Here is a 16,346-nt window from a genome sequence, read left to right on the forward strand (position 1 = left end):
CACGCTTCGACCCGCGATCGATGAGCGGGTCGCGACTGCTTGCCGGACTCCTCGTCCTCGCAGTTCTCGGCGTCGGCGTCGGGACCGTCCCGCCGCCCGCCGCGGCCGACGACCCGCAGGTCCGGATCGCGAACGTCTCCGTCTCACCCGACACGCCTACGACCGGCGAGCCCGTCACGCTGGACGTCGAGATCGCGAACCTCGAGTCGAGCGCGGGCGCCGTGGACGTCACGTCCGTCCACGTGCGCACGTCCGGCGGCGTCGACCGCCACGGCCAGACCGGCGAGATCGGATACGTCGCCCCCGGCGGGTCGGTCGAGGTCCCGCTGTCGGCGACCTTCGAGGAGGCCGGCACCCACTTTTTGACCGTCTACGTGAGCGTCCGCGGCGCGGACGGCGTCCAGCAGGCCTACCAGTACCCCGTCTCGGTCGAGGTCGAGGAGCCGGTGACCACCGCGGACCTGTCGGCCACGACCGCCGCCGACGGCGAGTCCGCCAGGGTCACGCTGACCAACTACGGCAACGTGAACGCCACCGCGGTGTCGCTGTCGGCCGCCGTCGACGATGAGGTGGTCGACCGCACCTACGTGCCCGACGTCGCGCCCGAATCCAACGGGACCGCCACCGTCGACCTCTCGGGCGTCCGCAGCGACGCCGTCACGTTCACCGCGACCTACACCGCCGCCGACGCCGAGCACTCCGTCTCCCGCACCGTCGAACTCGACCGACCGGTCGACGGGGAGGTCCGGCTGACCGGCGTGGAGACGGTCCCCGAGGGCGCCGCGACCCGGATCCAGGGCGACGCTGCGAACCTCGGCGGCACCGACGCCGAGTCCGTGCTCGTGCGCGTGGGCGCCGCGGAGGGAGTGACCCCGGTCGCGCCCGCGCGGGAGTACTTCGTCGGCGGGATCGAGGCCAGCGAGTTCGCCACCTTCGAGCTGACCGCGACCCTCGCGAGCGGCGTCGAGTCGGTCCCGGTCGAGATCAGCTACCTCGTCGACGGCGAGCGCGTCACGACCACGCAGACGGTCGACGTGAGCGCGGCGGGATCGCTCGGCGGCGCGGGAGCCAATGCTGACGGTTCCGGCGGATCCGGCGCTGCCGGCGGTGACGGCGCCGGCGGCGGCTCGGGCGGATCCGGGTTGCTCGGCGGCCTCGGCGGCGTGGCGCTTGGCGCGATCGTGGGGCTCGTCGTGGTCGCCGGGCTCGGCCTCGTTCGTCGGATCCGCGGATGAGCGTCATCGTCCTGGAGTCCGTGACGAAGCGCTACGAGAGCGGGGCCGAGACGGTCGTGGCGCTCGAGAACGTCGACTTCCACGCCGACCGCGGCGAGATGGTCTCGATCATCGGTCCCTCGGGGTCCGGGAAGAGCACGATGCTCAACGTGATCGGGCTGCTCGACACGCCGACGGGCGGGACGGTCCGGATCGACGACCGCGTCGTGAGCGACTTCTCCGAGGCCGAGCTCACCGAGGAGCGCCGGTCGGGGATCGGCTTCGTCTTCCAGGACTTCCACCTGCTGCCGATGCTCACCGCGGTCGAGAACGTCGAGCTCCCCTCGATGTGGGACACGTCGGTCGACCGGCGCGACCGGGCGGTCGACCTCCTGCATCGCGTCGGGCTCGGCGACCGCCTCACGCACACGCCGGACGAGCTGTCGGGCGGGCAGCGCCAGCGCGTCGCGATCGCGCGGGCGCTGATCAACGAACCCGACATCGTGCTGGCCGACGAACCGACGGGCAACCTCGACCGGGACACCGGGGCCACGATCCTCGACGAGCTCACGCGCTTCACGACCGACGAGGACGTCGCGGTCGTCTCGGTCACCCACGACGAGCAGCTGGTCGAGTACGCCGACCGCGTGGTCGAGCTGATCGACGGGGTGGTGCAAGAGTGAAGCCGAGCGACCTCCTGACTCGGTTCCCGAGCGTCCTGATGGCTTGGCGGAACCTCGGCCGGAACCGGGTGCGGACCGCGCTCGCGACCCTGGGGATCGTCATCGGCGTCGTCGCCATCGCGTCGCTGGGGATCGCCGGCGCCGCGATCCAACAGCAGGCGACGACCGACCTCGGCAGCCTCACCAACGAGGTGACCGTCACCAGCGGCCAGGACAGCGACGTCGACGGCGTCACCGACGACCAGGTCGCCCGGATCGAGCGCCTCCTCACGGACGCCCGGGTCGTCCCGCAGAAGACCAACACGACGACGATCGAGTCGCGGGAGGGGGAGGCGTTCGTCACGGTCACCGGCCTGACCGAGGCGAGCGCGCTCTACAACGCCTCCGCGGGTGAGGCGCCGGACCGCCTCCAGTCCGGCGCGCTGTTGAGCGCCGGGACCGCCCGCGAGCTGGGCCTGGAGCTCGGCGACCCCGTGGAGTACGAGGGCCGGCTCTACCGGATCCGCGGACTCATCGAGGCCGAGGGCGGCTTCGGGGGCGGCGGCAACGAGCTCGTGATCCCGCCGTCGGGGCTTGCCGACCAGCAGCACTACGACTCGGTGACGATCGTCGCGGCGGACGGCGAGGCAGCGACCGCGATCGTCGACCGGCTCGAGGCCGAGTTCAACGACGGCGAGGAGGAGGAGCTGAGCGTCACCAGCTTCGCAAGCGCCCAGGAGAACATCGACTCCTTCCTGAACACGCTGAACCTCGCGCTGTTGGGCATCGGCTCGATCTCCTTGGTCGTCGCCAGCGTCGCCATCCTGAACGTGATGTTGATGTCCACGATCGAACGGCGCGGCGAGATCGGCGTCCTGCGCGCGGTCGGGATCCGCCGCGGGGAGATCCTCCGGATGATCCTGACCGAGGCCGCCTTCATCGGCGTGATCGGCGGCGCCGTCGGCGCGCTCGTCTCGCTGGGCGTGGGGCTCGTGCTGTTCGACGCCGTCGCCGGCGACGCGCTGTTGGTGGTGCGGTGGTCCAGCGCGCGCTACCTCGTCTTCGGCTTCGCGTTCGCGGTCGTCGCCAGCGTCCTCAGCGGGCTCTACCCGGCCTGGAAGGCGGCGACCGACCGCCCCGTCGAGGCGCTTCGCGGATGAGACCGCGGACGGACCGGTCGACGATCAGACCCGGCCTTCGCGCGGATCCTACATACCCGGCCTTCACGGGACCCGACGGGAACGTCGCACACGTCCCGGAGCGTCGGAGCCTCACTCCTCGACGACCCTCGATCGGGCTGCCTCCGGCATCGCGTCGATGACGCGGGGGCGGCTGGTGATCTCGTCCATCACGAACCGGGAGGACGTCTCGTTGACGCCCTCCACGGCGACCATCTCCTCGATGACCGCGTTCATCTGCGTGCGGTCCTGGACGCGGGAGATCACCACGAAGTCGACGTCGCCCATCGTGTAGTAGACCTGCTCGACGCCCGCAAGCGCGGCCAAGTCGGCGCCGATGCTTTCGGAGTACCCCTGCTCGTGGGTCACCGAGACCTCGGTGATGGCCACCATATCGAGGCCGAACGAGAGCGGGTCGAGGTCGGCGGTGACCCCCTCGATGACGCCGCGGTCCTTCAGCTTGTTCAGCCGGTAGTGGACCGCCGACTTCGAGAGGTCGAGCTCCTCGGAGAGGGCGTCGAGGCTCACGTCGAAGTCGGACTCGACGCACCGCAGGAGTTCGATGTCCATCTCGTCGAAGCCGCCGTTCGCGTCGGTCATACCCGTGCTTGCCGCGAGGATATATAAATACTTCCGATAAAAACGGAATTTAGCAGAACGACGTTTTATATATCGTTGAATATCGTCCTGAAATAGGATATTATACGAATACTCGGTCTGCGGCGGCGAGTCGATCGGATGAGTTCCAACCGCCGAAAGCGGACGACCTCCAACCGTCGAAAGCGGGCGACCTCCGACCGCCGAGACCGGACGACCGCCGACCGCCGAGACCGAACGACCTCCGAGCCGCCGGGGATTAGGCCACCATCGCGTCGTCGGATACCTCGAGGGCCGCGTCGAGGGCGTCGATCGCCTCGTCGATCTCCGCCTCCGTGATCGTCAGCGGCGGCGCGATGATCAGCGTGTTGATCATGTTCGCGACGTAGGTCCCGTGCTCGCCGGCGGCCGCAGCAACCTCGTCGACGACCGTGCTCCCCTTCGCGAGCTTGTCCGCGCGCTCGCCGAACGGCACCCGCTTTTCGGGGTGTTTCGTCAGCTCGATCCCGCGGAACAGCCCGACGCCGCGGGTATCGCCGACGCTCGGGTGGGCGTCCGCGAGGTCCGCGAGCCGCGCTTCGAGGTACTCGCCCGTCTCGCTCGCGCGCTCGATGAGGTTCTCCTCCTGGTAGGTCTCGATGGCGGCGACGCCGGCCGCACACGCCACCGCATGACCCGCGTACGTGTGCCCGTGCGTGAGCATCTCGTCCTCGAAGTGGGCGGCGATCTCGTCGGTGACGACCGTCGCGCCAAGCGGCTGGTAGGCGCCGGTGAGCCCCTTCGCCATCGTCATGATGTCGGGCGTGACGCCGAAGACGTCGCTGCCGAACCACTCGCCGGTCCGGCCGAACCCGGCCATCACCTCGTCACAGATCAGCAGCGCGCCGTGGTCGTGAGCGATCTCCTTGAGCCGCGGGAGGTACTCCTCCGGCGGGACGAGGATGCCGTTCGACCCGACGACGGGCTCGACGAGGACGGCGGCGACCGTGTCCCCCTCGAGCATCAGCATCTCGTCGATGTACTCCAGACTCTCCATCGGGTCCATCGTGGAGCCGTACGCGTACGGGTCCGGCGCCTTGATCGCGCCCGGCATCCCCGGCTCCGCGGCGAGCCGGCGCGGGTCGCCGGTGACGCTGATCGAGCCGTACGTCGCCCCGTGATACGAGCGGTAGCGGGAGACGACCTTGTCCTTGCCGGTGTAGAACTTCGCGATCTTGATGGCGGCCTCGATCGCCTCCGTGCCGCTGGTCGAGAAGAACGTCTTCGAGAGGTTCCCCGGCGTGACCTCGGCGAGCTTCTCGCCGAGTCGCGCGCGCGCCTCCGTGGTGTAGTTCGGCGCGACGTACGGGACGTCCGCGGCCTGCTCGGCGATCGCCTCCGAGACCCGCGAGGCGGAGTGGCCGAGGTTCGAACACATCAGCTGTCCCGAGAAGTCGATGAACTCGTTGCCGTCCGCGTCGGTGAAGCGGACGCCGTCCCCGTCGACGATCTGGGTCGGGCTGACCTCGCTCTGGTACGACCACGTGCCGAGGACGTGGTCCTTGTCCAGCCGTTCGATCTCGTTCAGCTCGGCGGCGGATCCGTCGGACATACTGTGCCCGGCTACGCGCGTGTGTTTGATTAATCTTTGCACGAAGCGCCGTTTCGGAGTATGATGTCCGAGAGAAGAAATTAAAAGAGAAATTCGTCCGGAATATACTCCATCCGGCGGACGTCTTCCGTAGAACGGGGAACGCTTATAACGCTTGGCGCCGATTCGACGACGAACGCATGTCCAGCCAGACGGAGCTTCAGCACGGCACGGTACGGAACTACGTCGACGGCGAGTGGACGACGCCGGCCGCCGACGGGGAGGACGTCACCAACCCGGCGACCGGGGAGTCGATCGCGCGCGTCGGGTACAGCTCGGAGGGCGACGTCGACGAGGCGGTCACGAGGGGGCAGGACGCCTTCGAGGAGTGGCACCGGCGCCCCGTCGAGGAGCGCATCCAGCCGCTGTTCGAGCTCAAGCAGCTGCTCGAGGAGCACCAGGACGACCTCGCGACGCTGCTCGTCGAGGAGCACGGCAAGACCTTCGGCGAGGCGAAGGGCGAACTGCGCCGCGGCATCGAGAACGTCGAGACCGCCTGCGGGATCCCCACGCTGATGCAGGCCGGCCACGTCGAGAACGCGGCGCCGAGCATCGACGAGACCGCGGTTCGAAAGCCGCTCGGCGTCTTCGCCGCCGTCACGCCGTTCAACTTCCCCGGGATGATCCCGCTGTGGTTCCTCCCGTACGCGGTGGCGACGGGCAACTCGTTCATCCTGAAGCCGAGCGAGCAGACGCCGCTGACGGCGGAGTTCCTCTTCGACCTCATCGATCGGGCCGGCTTCCCGGACGGCGTCGTCCAGCTCGTCCACGGGAGCGTCGACACCGTGAACGCGATCCTCGAACACGACGGCATCGAGGGCGTCTCGTTTGTCGGCAGCACGCCCGTCGCGGAGACGATCTACGAGACGGCGGCGGCCAACGGCAAGCGCGTCCAGGCGCAGGGCGGCGCGAAGAACCACGTGATCGTGACGGAGTCGGCCGACCTCGAGTTCGCCGCCGAGAAGACGGTCGGCTCGGCGCTGGCCTGCGGCGGCGAGCGCTGTCTGGCCAACGACGTCGCCGTGGTCGAGGAGTCGGTCTACGAGGAGTTCGTGGACCTCGTCCGCGAGGAGGTCGAGCGACAGGTCGTCGGGAACGGCCTCGAGGAGGGGACCACGATCGGCGCGCTCATCTCGGCGGACCACGAGCAGCGCGTCCGCAACTACGTGGAGACGGGAGTCCAAGAGGGCGCGGAACTCATCCACGACGGCCGCGACGTGACCGTCGAGGGTCACGAGGGCGGGAACTTCCTCGGGCCGTGCGTGTTCCGCGACGTGACGTCGGACATGGTCATCGCCCGCGAGGAGATCTTCGGGCCGGTGCTGGGCCTGCTGCCCGCAAGCGGCATCGAGGAGGCGATCGACATCATGAACCGAAGCGAGTTCGGCAACGCCGCCAGTCTGTTCACGGGCAGCGGCGCGGACGCCAGGCGGTTCCGCCACCGCGCGGAGGCCGGCAACCTCGCGGTGAACGCGGGGACCGCGGCGCCGATGGCGTTCTTCCACTTCGGCGGCCGGAAGGATTCCTTTTTCGGCGACCTCCACGCGCAGGCCGAGGACGTGGTCCGCTTTTATACCGACGAGACGGTCTACATCGAGCGCTGGCCCGACGCCTGACCGTCGGAGAGTCACAACCGCGCCGGGCCCGCAACCGCGTCGGAGCCGACCGCCCGGCGCCGCCCGATCGGAATATATTCGCGTGAACGTACACCCGTGCGGCGACCGTTTTCCCGAGCGTATGCATACCGGACGCCGTCCGACCGAGACGAGACCGCAAGCGACCGGCGGGATAAGGCTGGAAGCAACCGGCAGGACAAGACTGGGCGTGCCCAGTGAGGCGGCCATCGACGACGCGGGCGAGGTGGCGTGAATGCCCGCGATCGATTTCGACGCCGAGCGGCAGTACGACGCGGACCGGTTCAGCGCCCAAGGCGCGTTCCGCACCGACCGGACGAAGGTCGTCTGCGGCTTCTTCGAGCCCGGCCAGTTCATCCCGGTCCACGCGCCCGGCAGCGACCTCGTGGTGAGCGTGCGGTCGGGGACCGGCCTCGTCCGGGAAGGCGACCGCGAGCATCGCGTTGAACCCGGCGACGTCGTCGCGGTCGAGGCGGACGTCGACCGCGGGATCCGGGCCGACGAGGACGCCCGACTCGAGGCGCTGCTGGTGACGTCCCCGCCGCCGACCGACGCGGAACACGACCCGGTCCGCCGGGGGCTCAAACGCGGCGAGTTCGACCCGGACGGCGGGACCGAGACCGAGCAGGATGGCGATGACGACGGAGGGCGGTGATCCCGATGGCGACGATCCGGTCCCTCGCCGACCTCGAGGGAGCGCCCCACGCGAACGCCTTCCCGAGCGCGGAGCCGAAGACGATCCGGCTGCGGCTGGAGGCGGGCGAGCGCGTCGACCCGCACCGCCATCCCGACCGGGAGATCGTGGCGTATCTCCTGGAGGGCGCGATCGATCTGCACCTCGACGACGAGATCCACGAGCTCGAGCCCGGCGACGTCGCCCGCTTCGACGGGGATCGGGAGATCTCCCCGGTCGCCAGGGCCGACAGCACCGCGTTGCTCGTGTTGGCGCCCCGGGCCGAGGACTGACGTCGCACCGGTTGCGGCCGACCATACCGGCCCGGTCGGCCGATCCGGCGGTGGTCGGTCGATCCGGCGTCGGTCGGCCGATGGCTACATACCGCTTCCCGGCGAGGCCCTCCTATGAGCACGTTCACGACCGAGATCGCGGTCCGGTTCCGCGACGTCGACTCGATGGGCCACGTCAACAACGCGGTCTACGCGACCTACCTCGAGCAGGCACGGGCCGCCTACTTCCGGGAGGTGCTGGGTCGCGACCTCTCCGCGGTGGAGACCGTGCTCGCGAGCCTCTCGATCGACTACCGTGCCCCGATCGACCTCGACGACGAGGCCGTGACCGTCGCGATCGACGTTCCCGAGATCGGCACCGCCAGCGTCCCGATGACCTACACGATCGCCACCGACGCGGGCGTCGCCGCCGAGGCGGAGTCGGTCCAGGTGAGCTACGACGCCGACGCCGGGGAGTCGGTTCCGATCCCCGAGGACTGGCGGTCGACGATCCGCGAGTACCACGGTCTGTAGCGTCCGCCATCCCGTCCCTCGTGGCTCGACGGTCAGGCGGTCCGCAGCACTGTCGCGGGGAACCGCTCGCGACGCTCGACCGGGTCGTCCGGCAGTTCGACCGGCCCCGATTCGAAGCCGGGCGCCGCCCACAGCAGCGTCGTCGACCCCGCGAGCGTCCCGTACTCGGCGACGGTCGTCGGCGAGATCCGGCCGACCGCGAGCGTCCGGTCGTCGAGTTCGATCCGCTCCAGGTGCGCGAGCCCGCCGCCCTCGGGCAGGTCGTCCTCGGCAGCGTCGGACGCGTCCACGGCGTCGCCGCGTTCCGCATCCGGGAAGACGGGATGCAGGTGTGCGCCCGCGCCCGCGGGCTCGTTCGCGACCGCGAGCGCGCGGCCGCCCGCCTCGCGGACGCGGTCGACCACCTCCGGGAGGGTTCCCTCGACCGCGGCCAGGGCGTCCCGGAGTCGGTCGATCCCGGTTTCGGGCTCGATCCCCTCGGCGGCGTCATAGAGGGTGAGGTGTGACCGCTCGCGCCGTGGCTCGGCACGCTCCTCGAACCGGAACGGGAGCGGCGTTCCGTCGACGGTCACCGCGTCCGCCTCGGCGACCGCCTCGGGTGGGGCGGTTTCGGTCGCGGTTTCGGGTGCGTGCGCGACGATCCGGAGCTGCTCGTCCCAGTTCGGGTAGACGGTCTCGACGGCGACGTACTCGCTGCCGGCCTCCCGGCGGTAAGCGGCGATCAGGTCGGCGATCGGGACCGACGCGAGCGTCTCGTCGAGCAGCCGCTCGAGGAGGTCGCCGTACGTCTCCTCGGGGCCCGCGCGGCGGCGGAGGCGGTCGGCGACCGCTCCCTCGAGCCACACGAGCGCCGGCTCCTCGTAACAGTCGTCGGGATACGGCGGCGGCCCGGTTCGTTTGACGGTCTCCTCGGCGCGGCGGACCTTCTCGGCGGCGCGCTCGGCGTAATCCGCGACGATCGTCCGCGAGAGCGGGTCGCCGTCGGTCGACCGGCCGATCGCCCAGATGTAGAGGCCGACCGCCTCGTAGGAGAGCCGCTCGGCGCCCTCGTGGACGAGCCGCGTGAGCACCCAGGTCTGGGCTTCCCGTCGGGACAGCGTCGTCTCAGCGACGATCTCGTCGACGTACTCGCCGTACAGCGTCCGCAGCGCGTAACAGTTCTCCTCGATCTCGTCCCGGGTCACGCCGTCCGGAAGCGGGTCCACGGCCGTGAAATCCAGCTCGCCGGCGATGACGTTCAGCTTCGTCGACGGATGCCACTCCGTTTCCAGCTCGACCATACCCTCGGTTCGCGGTCGGGGCTTAAAAAATCGGGTCGGCCGAGAGGGCCGGTAGGGATCGGCCGAGAGGGCCGTTAGATCTTCCCCTCGAAGTAGGAGACGGGGACCTCCTCCTGGAGCACGGCCTCGCCGTCCTCGACCCGCATGATCCGGTAGGGAACGACCGGCTCGAGGTTCTCGTTGAGGTCGACGTTGCCGGAGGCGCCGTCGTAGTTGATCGCCTCGCCGTTCGCGAGGGCCTCCTTGCCGGCCTCGAACTCCGCGACGCCGATGGTCGTGTCCCCGTTGTTCGGCCGCGAGACGGCGCGGATGTTCTCCGCGATCGCCGTGCCGCTGGCCTCGCCGGCGCGCTGGAGCGCCAGCGCCTCGAGGTAGGTCGCGTCGTAGGCGTGGGGCGCGAACTGGGTGATCTGGTCCTGGCCGCCCATGTTCTCCTGGAACGTCTCGCTGTTGGCCGTCTGCGGGGAGGTGATGTACATCCCCTCGACGATGTCGGAGAGCCGCGAGAGCAGGTCCGGCGACCAGATCGCCTCGGCGGCGACCCACTGGCCGCCGTAGCCGCCCTGGTTCCACTGGTTGAGGATCGTCTCCCCGTTCCCCGGATACATCACGGCGCCGACGACGTCGGGGTCGCCCTCGTAGAGCGAATCGAGCGTGGAGGTGTAGTCGCTGGCCTCCTGAGCGTAGCCGACCATGTTGAGCGTCTCGCCGTCGAAGCTCTCGCTTGCGACCTGCGCGAGCCCCTCGCCGTAGGGGTTATCGACGTAGAGGAACGAGGCGGTCTCGGCCTCCAGCGTCTGGTTCATGATCCGGGCGACGACCAGTCCCTGTTGGGTGTCGTTCGGCGACACCCGGCCGTAGTACTTCACGCCGTTGCTATCGTTGATCCCGGCCGTCGCCAGCGCCGGCGAGGTGTTGCCGTTCGAGACCTCCATCACCCGGTTGTCCCTGGCGATCGGCGCGAGCGTGGTCCCGATGCCGCTCGAGTACGGCCCGATGAGCCCGACGATCCCCTGCTCGTTGATCATCGTTCGGAACTTCTGGCCGGCCCGTGCGGGGTCACCCTCGGTGTCGCGGTTGGTGACCTGGATCTCCCGGTCGAGAGGCCCGCCCGCGGCGTTTATCTCCTCGATCGCGAGGTTCGCCGCTCGCTGATGGCCGCCGCCGTAGGCGCTGCTCGTGCCGGTGATCGGGAACAGCGTCCCGAGCTGGATCGGATCGCCGCCACCGCCGCCGTTGCCGTCGCCGTTTCCATCGCCGTTGCCGTCGCCGTTGCCGTTACCGCCGCCGTTGCCGTTACCGTTGCCGCCGCCGTTGCCGTTACCGTTGCCGCCGCCGTTGCCGCCGTCCTGCTGTGAACAACCGGCAAGCGAGACGACGCCGGCGGTGCCGGCCGCGGCGCCGAGTCGCTTGAGCGTCTCTCGTCTGTTGTACGATGACATGGTCCATTCAACGGTTTCGACCTTCTGCGTAATTAAACCATGTGCTCGCAGCGGGGCGAGTATACAACGAATTTCCCCGAATTACCGTCCGTATGCGCACGGAGCGTGGCTCAGCGTGACCGATCAGGCGAGCGTTCGATCCGGGCGAGCGTTCGATCCGCGAGATCACCGCGACGTCCGCCGTTCTTCACGTCCCGGGACCGAGACGAATGCGGTGCAGGGAACCGCGGCGAATACGCCGGCGAATGTATAATGCGGACGAAAATAGATGAAAAATACCATAATCGTATAGGTACTGCGGTATGAGATGGCGTACATGGCAGTCGAAACGGGGTTGTTGAACGCGATATCGAACGGGATCGTCACCGGGAGCATCGTTGCGCTCGGCGCGATCGGGCTCGCGTTGGTGTACGACATCGGCGACGTGCCCAACTTCGCTCACGGTGACCTCCTGACGCTCGGCGCCTACACGGCGTTGTTGGTGAACAAGCCCGGCACGGTGCCCGGGTTCGGTGCTCTCGCGACCGACACGCGCGGGATCGGCATCGGCGGAATGGCGTTCCTGTTCGCGGTTTCGTTCGTTGGCGTGTTAGGTATCGTGTATCACCTCGGCGGGAGACGCGCGTTGAAGGGCGGCTGGTGGGGGATCGACGCCCCGCCGTCGGTGGCCGTCGCGGTACACGTGCTCGCGGCGGCCGTCGTCGGCGTCCTCGTGGTGACCGGGACGCCGTCGTTCCTCGCGGCGTTGCTGTTCGCGGTCGTCGTCGTGGGCGCGCTCGTCCCCCTGATGGAGTCGCTCGTCTTCCGGAAGTTCCGGGCGAAGGACGCCTCGGTGGCGATGCTGCTCATCGCCTCGCTGGCCGTGGCGTTCATCGTCCGGTTCGGGGTCCAGACGATCTTCGGCGGCGAGATCCGGTCCTACCAGGTCGACACCACGATCCCGTTCGCGGGCGGCCAGCTCGACATCACGTTCGCGAAGTTCTTCGACTTCTTCGTGGCCGGCAACGGCTTCTCGCTCGCGATCCGCGAGACGCGTGGCGGGAACGAGATCCCGCTGGCGACGTTCTCCTACTCGTGGATCGAGGTGGTCGCGGTCGTCGCCATCGCTGCGATCCTCGGGGTCGCGGCCTACCGGTGGCGGACCGACACCGCGGGCGTCATCGGCGGCCGCCTCGCGGCGGCGCTCGCCGTCGTCGCGACGGTCGTGGTCGGCGGAACGGCGCTCGCCCCCGGAGCGGTCCCCGAGACTGCGTGGTACGCCACCCGCGTTCGCGCGTCCCCGCTCCGGATCGGGATCATCCTGACCGCGCTCGTGATGATGGGGCTGCTCCACTACCTGCTCAGAGCGACGACGCTGGGGAAGGCGATGCGGGCGACCAGCGACAACCGCGACCTCGCGATGGTGCGCGGGATCAACACCCGGCGCGTGATGATGACCGTCTGGATCATCGCCGGCCTGTTCGGGGCGCTCGCGGGCGTGCTGTTGGGGTTCCTCTTCTCGAACCTCTCGATCAACCTCGGGTTCAACCTGCTGTTGCCGATGTTCGCCGGCGTCATCCTCGGCGGGATCAACGTCTACGGCGCCATCCTCGGCAGCTACGCCGTCGGGCTGGCGATGGAGGTCGGCATCTTCGCCATCCCCGGGCTCAGCGCGACCTACCGCATCCCGGTCGCGTTCGTGGTGTTGCTCGTGGTGTTGCTCGTGAAGCCGGAAGGCATCGTGGGGGGGAACTGAGATGGCGGTCTCCGACGTCGTCGTCTCGTTCGCGTTGCTGGTGGCCATCTACGGCGTCCTCTCGCTCGGGCTGAACGTCAAGTTCGGCCACACCGGGCTGTTGGACTTCGGCCACGTCGGGTTCTTCCTGGTCGGCGCGTACACCTCCGCGCTGTTCGTGCTGCCGCCGGACGACCCGGCCGACTTCACCAACTACGTCATCGGGTTCGGGGAGATCCCCCTCGTTGGCACCTGGGCGTTCGGGATCATCGTCGCGACGATACTGACGGGGGTGATCGGCGGGCTCGTGGCCCTGCCGACGATACGGTTGCGCGAGGACTACCTCGCGATCACGCTGTTGGGGATCTCGGTCATCTTCCAGCGGGTCGTCCAGTCGGAGAGCTGGCTGGCGAACGGGCCGGACGCGCTCCGGGGGTACTCCCCGCCGTTCCAGGGACTCTTCCCGATCGAACCGGGGACCCTCGTGGGCGCGGTCGCCTTCTCGGTCGTGGTGTTCGTCGTCTGGGCGGTCGCCACGGCGGCGCTGTCGTTGCAGCGCGAAAACGACTCTCGACTCCCGCTCGACCGGATCTACGCGGTCACGACGTTCGGCCTCGGAACGCGTGCCGCCGGCGTTCTCGGATCCCGGTTCGCGGTGGCCGGCGTCGCGGGGCTGATCGCGGCCGTGATATCGGCGGCGCTGCTGCTTGCGGCCTCCCTCGTGTTGCTCGTCGGCGCCCTGGTCTCGGTGTACGGCTGGCTCGTGGTGCTCGTGGCGATCGGCCAGCATTACGCCGATCTCGACCGCCGCGAACTGGCCCTCGGCGTCGGGTTCGGGACGGGGCTGCTCGTCGCGCTGTTGCCGCTGCCGATCGCCGACCGGATCTCGGTGTCGATCGTCGGGACGCTCGCGCTGTTGGGCGCGCTCGTGTACGCCTACTACCACGCGATCACGTCCTACGAGTGGGTCGCGGACGTCAAACTGACCGTCGTCGGACTCGGCGCCGTCTGGTTCGTCGGGATCTGGTACGTCCTGTTGCCGATCCTCGGCCCGCTCGGCTCCGGGAGCCTCTCGGGAGTGCTCGGCACGCTCTTCCGAAACGTCGTTTGGTTCCTCCAGTTCGGCAGCAGCGCCGGGATCGGCTACTCCATCGCGGTCATCGGCGACGTGACCGTCCAGCTGGATTACAGCCGGTTCCAGCTCGCGCTGTTCCTCCTGTCGCTGGGGGCGCTGTACACGGTGCTTGAGGCCGCGGTCCAGTCGCCGTTCGGCCGCGTCCTGCGCGCGATCCGCAACGACGAGGCGGTGGTGAAGTCGCTCGGGAAGGACCCGTTCGTCTACAAGGTGCAGAGCATGGTGATCGGCTCGGCGCTGGGCGGCTTCGCCGGGGCGATGTGGGCGATGTACTCCCAGGGACTCACCTTCCGGACCGGCGCCCCGGAGACGACCTTCATCGCGCTGCTCATTGTCTTCGTCGGCGGCGTCGGCAACAACAAGGGCGTTCTGCTTGGCGCGGTCCTCTACTGGGGGTTCCAGCAGGCCACCACGCAGCTGGCCGGCTTCTTCCCGCCCGCGCTGCGGGTGAACGTCCTCGCGTTCCGGCTCGTCGTGGTCGGCGTGTTGTTCCTGATCGTGTTGTACTACATGCCCGACGGGCTGCTTGGCCGCGAGGAGTACTCCTCGGGGGTGGGTGACTCATGACGACGGTCCTCGAGGTCGAGGGACTCGAGAAGCATTACGGCGGCATCACCGCCGTCGACGGCGCGACGTTCGGGATCGAGGAGGGGTCGATCACCGGCCTCATCGGACCCAACGGCGCGGGCAAGACGACGACGTTCAACCTCATCAGCGGCTTCGAGGAGCCCGACGGCGGCACCGTCCGGTTCCGCGGCGAGGACCTCCAGGACCTGATGGAGCCCAGCCGCGACGAGCGCGTCATCTGGGGCGGCGCCTCGGCGATCACCGCCGGGACGATCGGCGGCATCGCGGGCGTGGCCGGCCTCGGGCTCGGCACCGTCGGCGGCCTCGGGACGCTCGCGGTCGGCGCGGGCCTCGGGGCCGGGTTCTACGCCGGCCAGGAGCGGGTCCGGCAGGCCCGCGAGGGCCACACCAACAGCCGGCCGTATATGCTCGCCCGGGAGGGGCTCGTCCGGACCTTCCAGATCACCCGCGAGCTGACCGAGATGACCGTCCTCGAGAACCTGATGTTAGCCCCGCAGGGGCAGGCCGGCGAGAACCTGGCGAACACCTGGCTGCGCCGGGACCTGATGGAACGCGAGGAGGCGGAAGTCCGCGAGCAGGCCCGCGAGATGCTCGAGCTGCTGGAGCTCGACCACGTGAGCGACGAGCGCGCGGGCAACCTCTCGGGCGGGCAGCGGAAGCTGCTCGAGCTGGGTCGGGTGCTGATGATCGAGCCGGAGGTCATCCTGCTCGACGAGCCGGTCGCGGGGGTCAACCCCTCGCTCACCCGGAAGCTGATGGACCGCATCGAGACGCTTCGGGACGAGGGCTACACCTTCTGTATCGTCGAACACGACATGGAGGTCATCATGAACCTGAGCGACACCATCATCGTGATGAGCGAGGGGGACGTCCTCGTCGAGGGCGAGCCCGAGGCGATCCAGGAGGACGAGGCGGTCATCGACGCCTACCTCGGCGTGGACTGACCGCACTCGGCGTGGACTGACCGACCGCCCCGGCCCCCGTTTGGGGCGACCCGAGGCACGGGGACGAAGAGGGAACCGACGCGACACGAGAACCGACGCGACGCGAGAACCGACACGACGCGACACGACATACATCCATGGCACTACTCGAAGCCCGGGACGTGGTTTCCGGATACGGCGACGCGACGATCCTCCACGGCGTCGATCTCGACGCCGACGAGGAGGAGATAGTGACGATCATCGGCCCGAACGGAGCGGGCAAGTCGACGCTGCTCAAGGCGATCTACGGGCTCATCGACTGCTGGGAGGGGACGGTTCGCTTCGACGGCCAGGACATCACCGACCGCCGGGCCGACACGGTCAGCGAGCTCGGGATGTGTTACGTCCCCCAGCGGGGCAACGTCTTCCCGACGCTGTCGGTCAAGGAGAACCTGGAGATGGGCGCGTACATCAAAGACGAGGTGACCGAGGCGGACTACCAGGAGGTGTGGGACCGGTTCCCGATCCTGGAGGAGCGGAAACACCAGCGGGCCGAGTCCATGAGCGGCGGCCAACAGCAGATGCTCGCGCTCTCCTCGGCGCTGATGGTCGACCCCGATCTCCTCGTCGTCGACGAGCCCTCCGCGGGGCTGGCGCCCGACCTGGTCGACGACATGTTCGACCGGCTGGTCGACATCCGGGACGGGACCGAGACGGCGATCCTGATGGTCGAACAGAACGCAAAGCAGGCGCTGCGCGTCTCCGACCGGGGATACGTCCTCGACATGGGCGAGAACCGGTTCGAGGGGACCGGCACGGAGCTGCTCGAGAGCGAGGAGGTGATGGATCTGTACCTCGGCGGGGGCTGAT

At 69.0% G+C, this 16,346-nt stretch carries 15 protein-coding genes; 11 read left to right on the forward strand and 4 right to left on the reverse strand.

Going from position 1 to position 16,346, the window contains the following annotated elements; translation table 11 throughout:
- Nucleotides 1-20: 20 nt before the first annotated feature.
- The 3 genes from BLV25_RS17745 to BLV25_RS01335 are packed head-to-tail and all read left to right on the forward strand — an operon-like array spanning nucleotide 21 to nucleotide 3,036.
- Nucleotides 21-1,235 (forward strand): COG1361 family protein, encoded by a 1,215-nt coding sequence (locus BLV25_RS17745; protein WP_021072601.1) that lies wholly within the window; start codon nucleotides 21-23, stop codon nucleotides 1,233-1,235.
- Nucleotides 1,232-1,897, forward strand: coding sequence for an ABC transporter ATP-binding protein (locus tag BLV25_RS01330; protein ID WP_021072600.1), 666 nt, complete (start codon nucleotides 1,232-1,234; stop codon nucleotides 1,895-1,897). The genes BLV25_RS17745 and BLV25_RS01330 overlap by 4 nt, the downstream gene beginning before the upstream one ends.
- Nucleotides 1,894-3,036 (forward strand): ABC transporter permease, encoded by a 1,143-nt coding sequence (locus tag BLV25_RS01335; protein WP_173399978.1) that lies wholly within the window; start codon nucleotides 1,894-1,896, stop codon nucleotides 3,034-3,036. Before BLV25_RS01330 ends, BLV25_RS01335 begins: the two co-directional genes overlap by 4 nt.
- A gap of 111 nt (nucleotides 3,037-3,147) precedes the next feature.
- Here BLV25_RS01335 and BLV25_RS01340 read toward each other — a convergent pair whose 3' ends face one another.
- Together BLV25_RS01340 and BLV25_RS01345 are read right to left on the reverse strand one after the other, a co-directional pair.
- Nucleotides 3,148-3,654, reverse strand: a complete 507-nt coding sequence (locus BLV25_RS01340; protein WP_021072598.1) for an Lrp/AsnC family transcriptional regulator — start codon at nucleotides 3,652-3,654, stop codon at nucleotides 3,148-3,150.
- 256 nt (nucleotides 3,655-3,910) lie between these two features.
- Entirely contained in the window at nucleotides 3,911-5,242 is a 1,332-nt protein-coding gene (locus BLV25_RS01345) for an aminotransferase family protein (protein ID WP_092730367.1), read from the reverse strand.
- Nucleotides 5,243-5,421: 179 nt separating this feature from the next.
- Between BLV25_RS01345 and BLV25_RS01350 the strand changes: the two genes are divergently transcribed.
- From BLV25_RS01350 to BLV25_RS01365, 4 genes are all read left to right on the forward strand, one after another.
- Nucleotides 5,422-6,897 carry a CoA-acylating methylmalonate-semialdehyde dehydrogenase gene (locus tag BLV25_RS01350; RefSeq protein ID WP_092730369.1) on the forward strand — a complete coding sequence of 492 codons (1,476 nt, stop codon included), beginning with the start codon at nucleotides 5,422-5,424 and terminating at the stop codon, nucleotides 6,895-6,897.
- A gap of 253 nt (nucleotides 6,898-7,150) precedes the next feature.
- Entirely contained in the window at nucleotides 7,151-7,570 is a 420-nt protein-coding gene (locus BLV25_RS01355) for a cupin domain-containing protein (protein ID WP_092730371.1), read from the forward strand.
- Nucleotides 7,571-7,575: 5 nt separating this feature from the next.
- A complete protein-coding gene (locus BLV25_RS01360; protein ID WP_021072594.1) occupies nucleotides 7,576-7,881 on the forward strand; it encodes a cupin domain-containing protein in 306 nt (101 codons plus the stop codon).
- 114 nt (nucleotides 7,882-7,995) lie between these two features.
- Nucleotides 7,996-8,394, forward strand: a complete 399-nt coding sequence (locus BLV25_RS01365) for an acyl-CoA thioesterase (protein ID WP_092730373.1) — start codon at nucleotides 7,996-7,998, stop codon at nucleotides 8,392-8,394.
- A 32-nt stretch (nucleotides 8,395-8,426) separates the two neighbouring features.
- Here the strand turns inward: BLV25_RS01365 and BLV25_RS01370 are convergent, their stop codons facing one another.
- On the reverse strand, nucleotides 8,427-9,674 hold the full coding sequence (locus BLV25_RS01370; RefSeq protein ID WP_092730375.1) for a hypothetical protein: 1,248 nt from the start codon (nucleotides 9,672-9,674) through the stop codon (nucleotides 8,427-8,429).
- Between the two features lie 74 nt (nucleotides 9,675-9,748).
- Nucleotides 9,749-11,116, reverse strand: a complete 1,368-nt coding sequence (locus BLV25_RS01375; RefSeq protein ID WP_092730377.1) for an ABC transporter substrate-binding protein — start codon at nucleotides 11,114-11,116, stop codon at nucleotides 9,749-9,751.
- Nucleotides 11,117-11,432: 316 nt separating this feature from the next.
- Between BLV25_RS01375 and BLV25_RS01380 the strand changes: the two genes are divergently transcribed.
- The 4 genes from BLV25_RS01380 to BLV25_RS01395 all read left to right on the forward strand — a co-directional run bounded on the left by BLV25_RS01380 (nucleotide 11,433) and on the right by BLV25_RS01395 (nucleotide 16,345).
- Entirely contained in the window at nucleotides 11,433-12,851 is a 1,419-nt protein-coding gene (locus BLV25_RS01380; protein ID WP_021072590.1) for a branched-chain amino acid ABC transporter permease, read from the forward strand.
- A 1-nt stretch (nucleotide 12,852) separates the two neighbouring features.
- Nucleotides 12,853-14,532: a branched-chain amino acid ABC transporter permease gene (locus BLV25_RS01385; RefSeq protein WP_021072589.1), complete on the forward strand. Its 1,680-nt coding sequence runs from the start codon at nucleotides 12,853-12,855 to the stop codon at nucleotides 14,530-14,532.
- A complete protein-coding gene (locus BLV25_RS01390) occupies nucleotides 14,529-15,497 on the forward strand; it encodes an ABC transporter ATP-binding protein (RefSeq protein WP_021072588.1) in 969 nt (322 codons plus the stop codon). Before BLV25_RS01385 ends, BLV25_RS01390 begins: the two co-directional genes overlap by 4 nt.
- A gap of 137 nt (nucleotides 15,498-15,634) precedes the next feature.
- Nucleotides 15,635-16,345 carry an ABC transporter ATP-binding protein gene (locus BLV25_RS01395; RefSeq protein WP_039402117.1) on the forward strand — a complete coding sequence of 237 codons (711 nt, stop codon included), beginning with the start codon at nucleotides 15,635-15,637 and terminating at the stop codon, nucleotides 16,343-16,345.
- The last annotated feature ends 1 nt before the right edge of the window (nucleotide 16,346 follow it).

This window comes from Halopenitus persicus (assembly GCF_900107205.1).
In the GTDB taxonomy this organism is placed as follows: domain Archaea; phylum Halobacteriota; class Halobacteria; order Halobacteriales; family Haloferacaceae; genus Halopenitus; species Halopenitus persicus.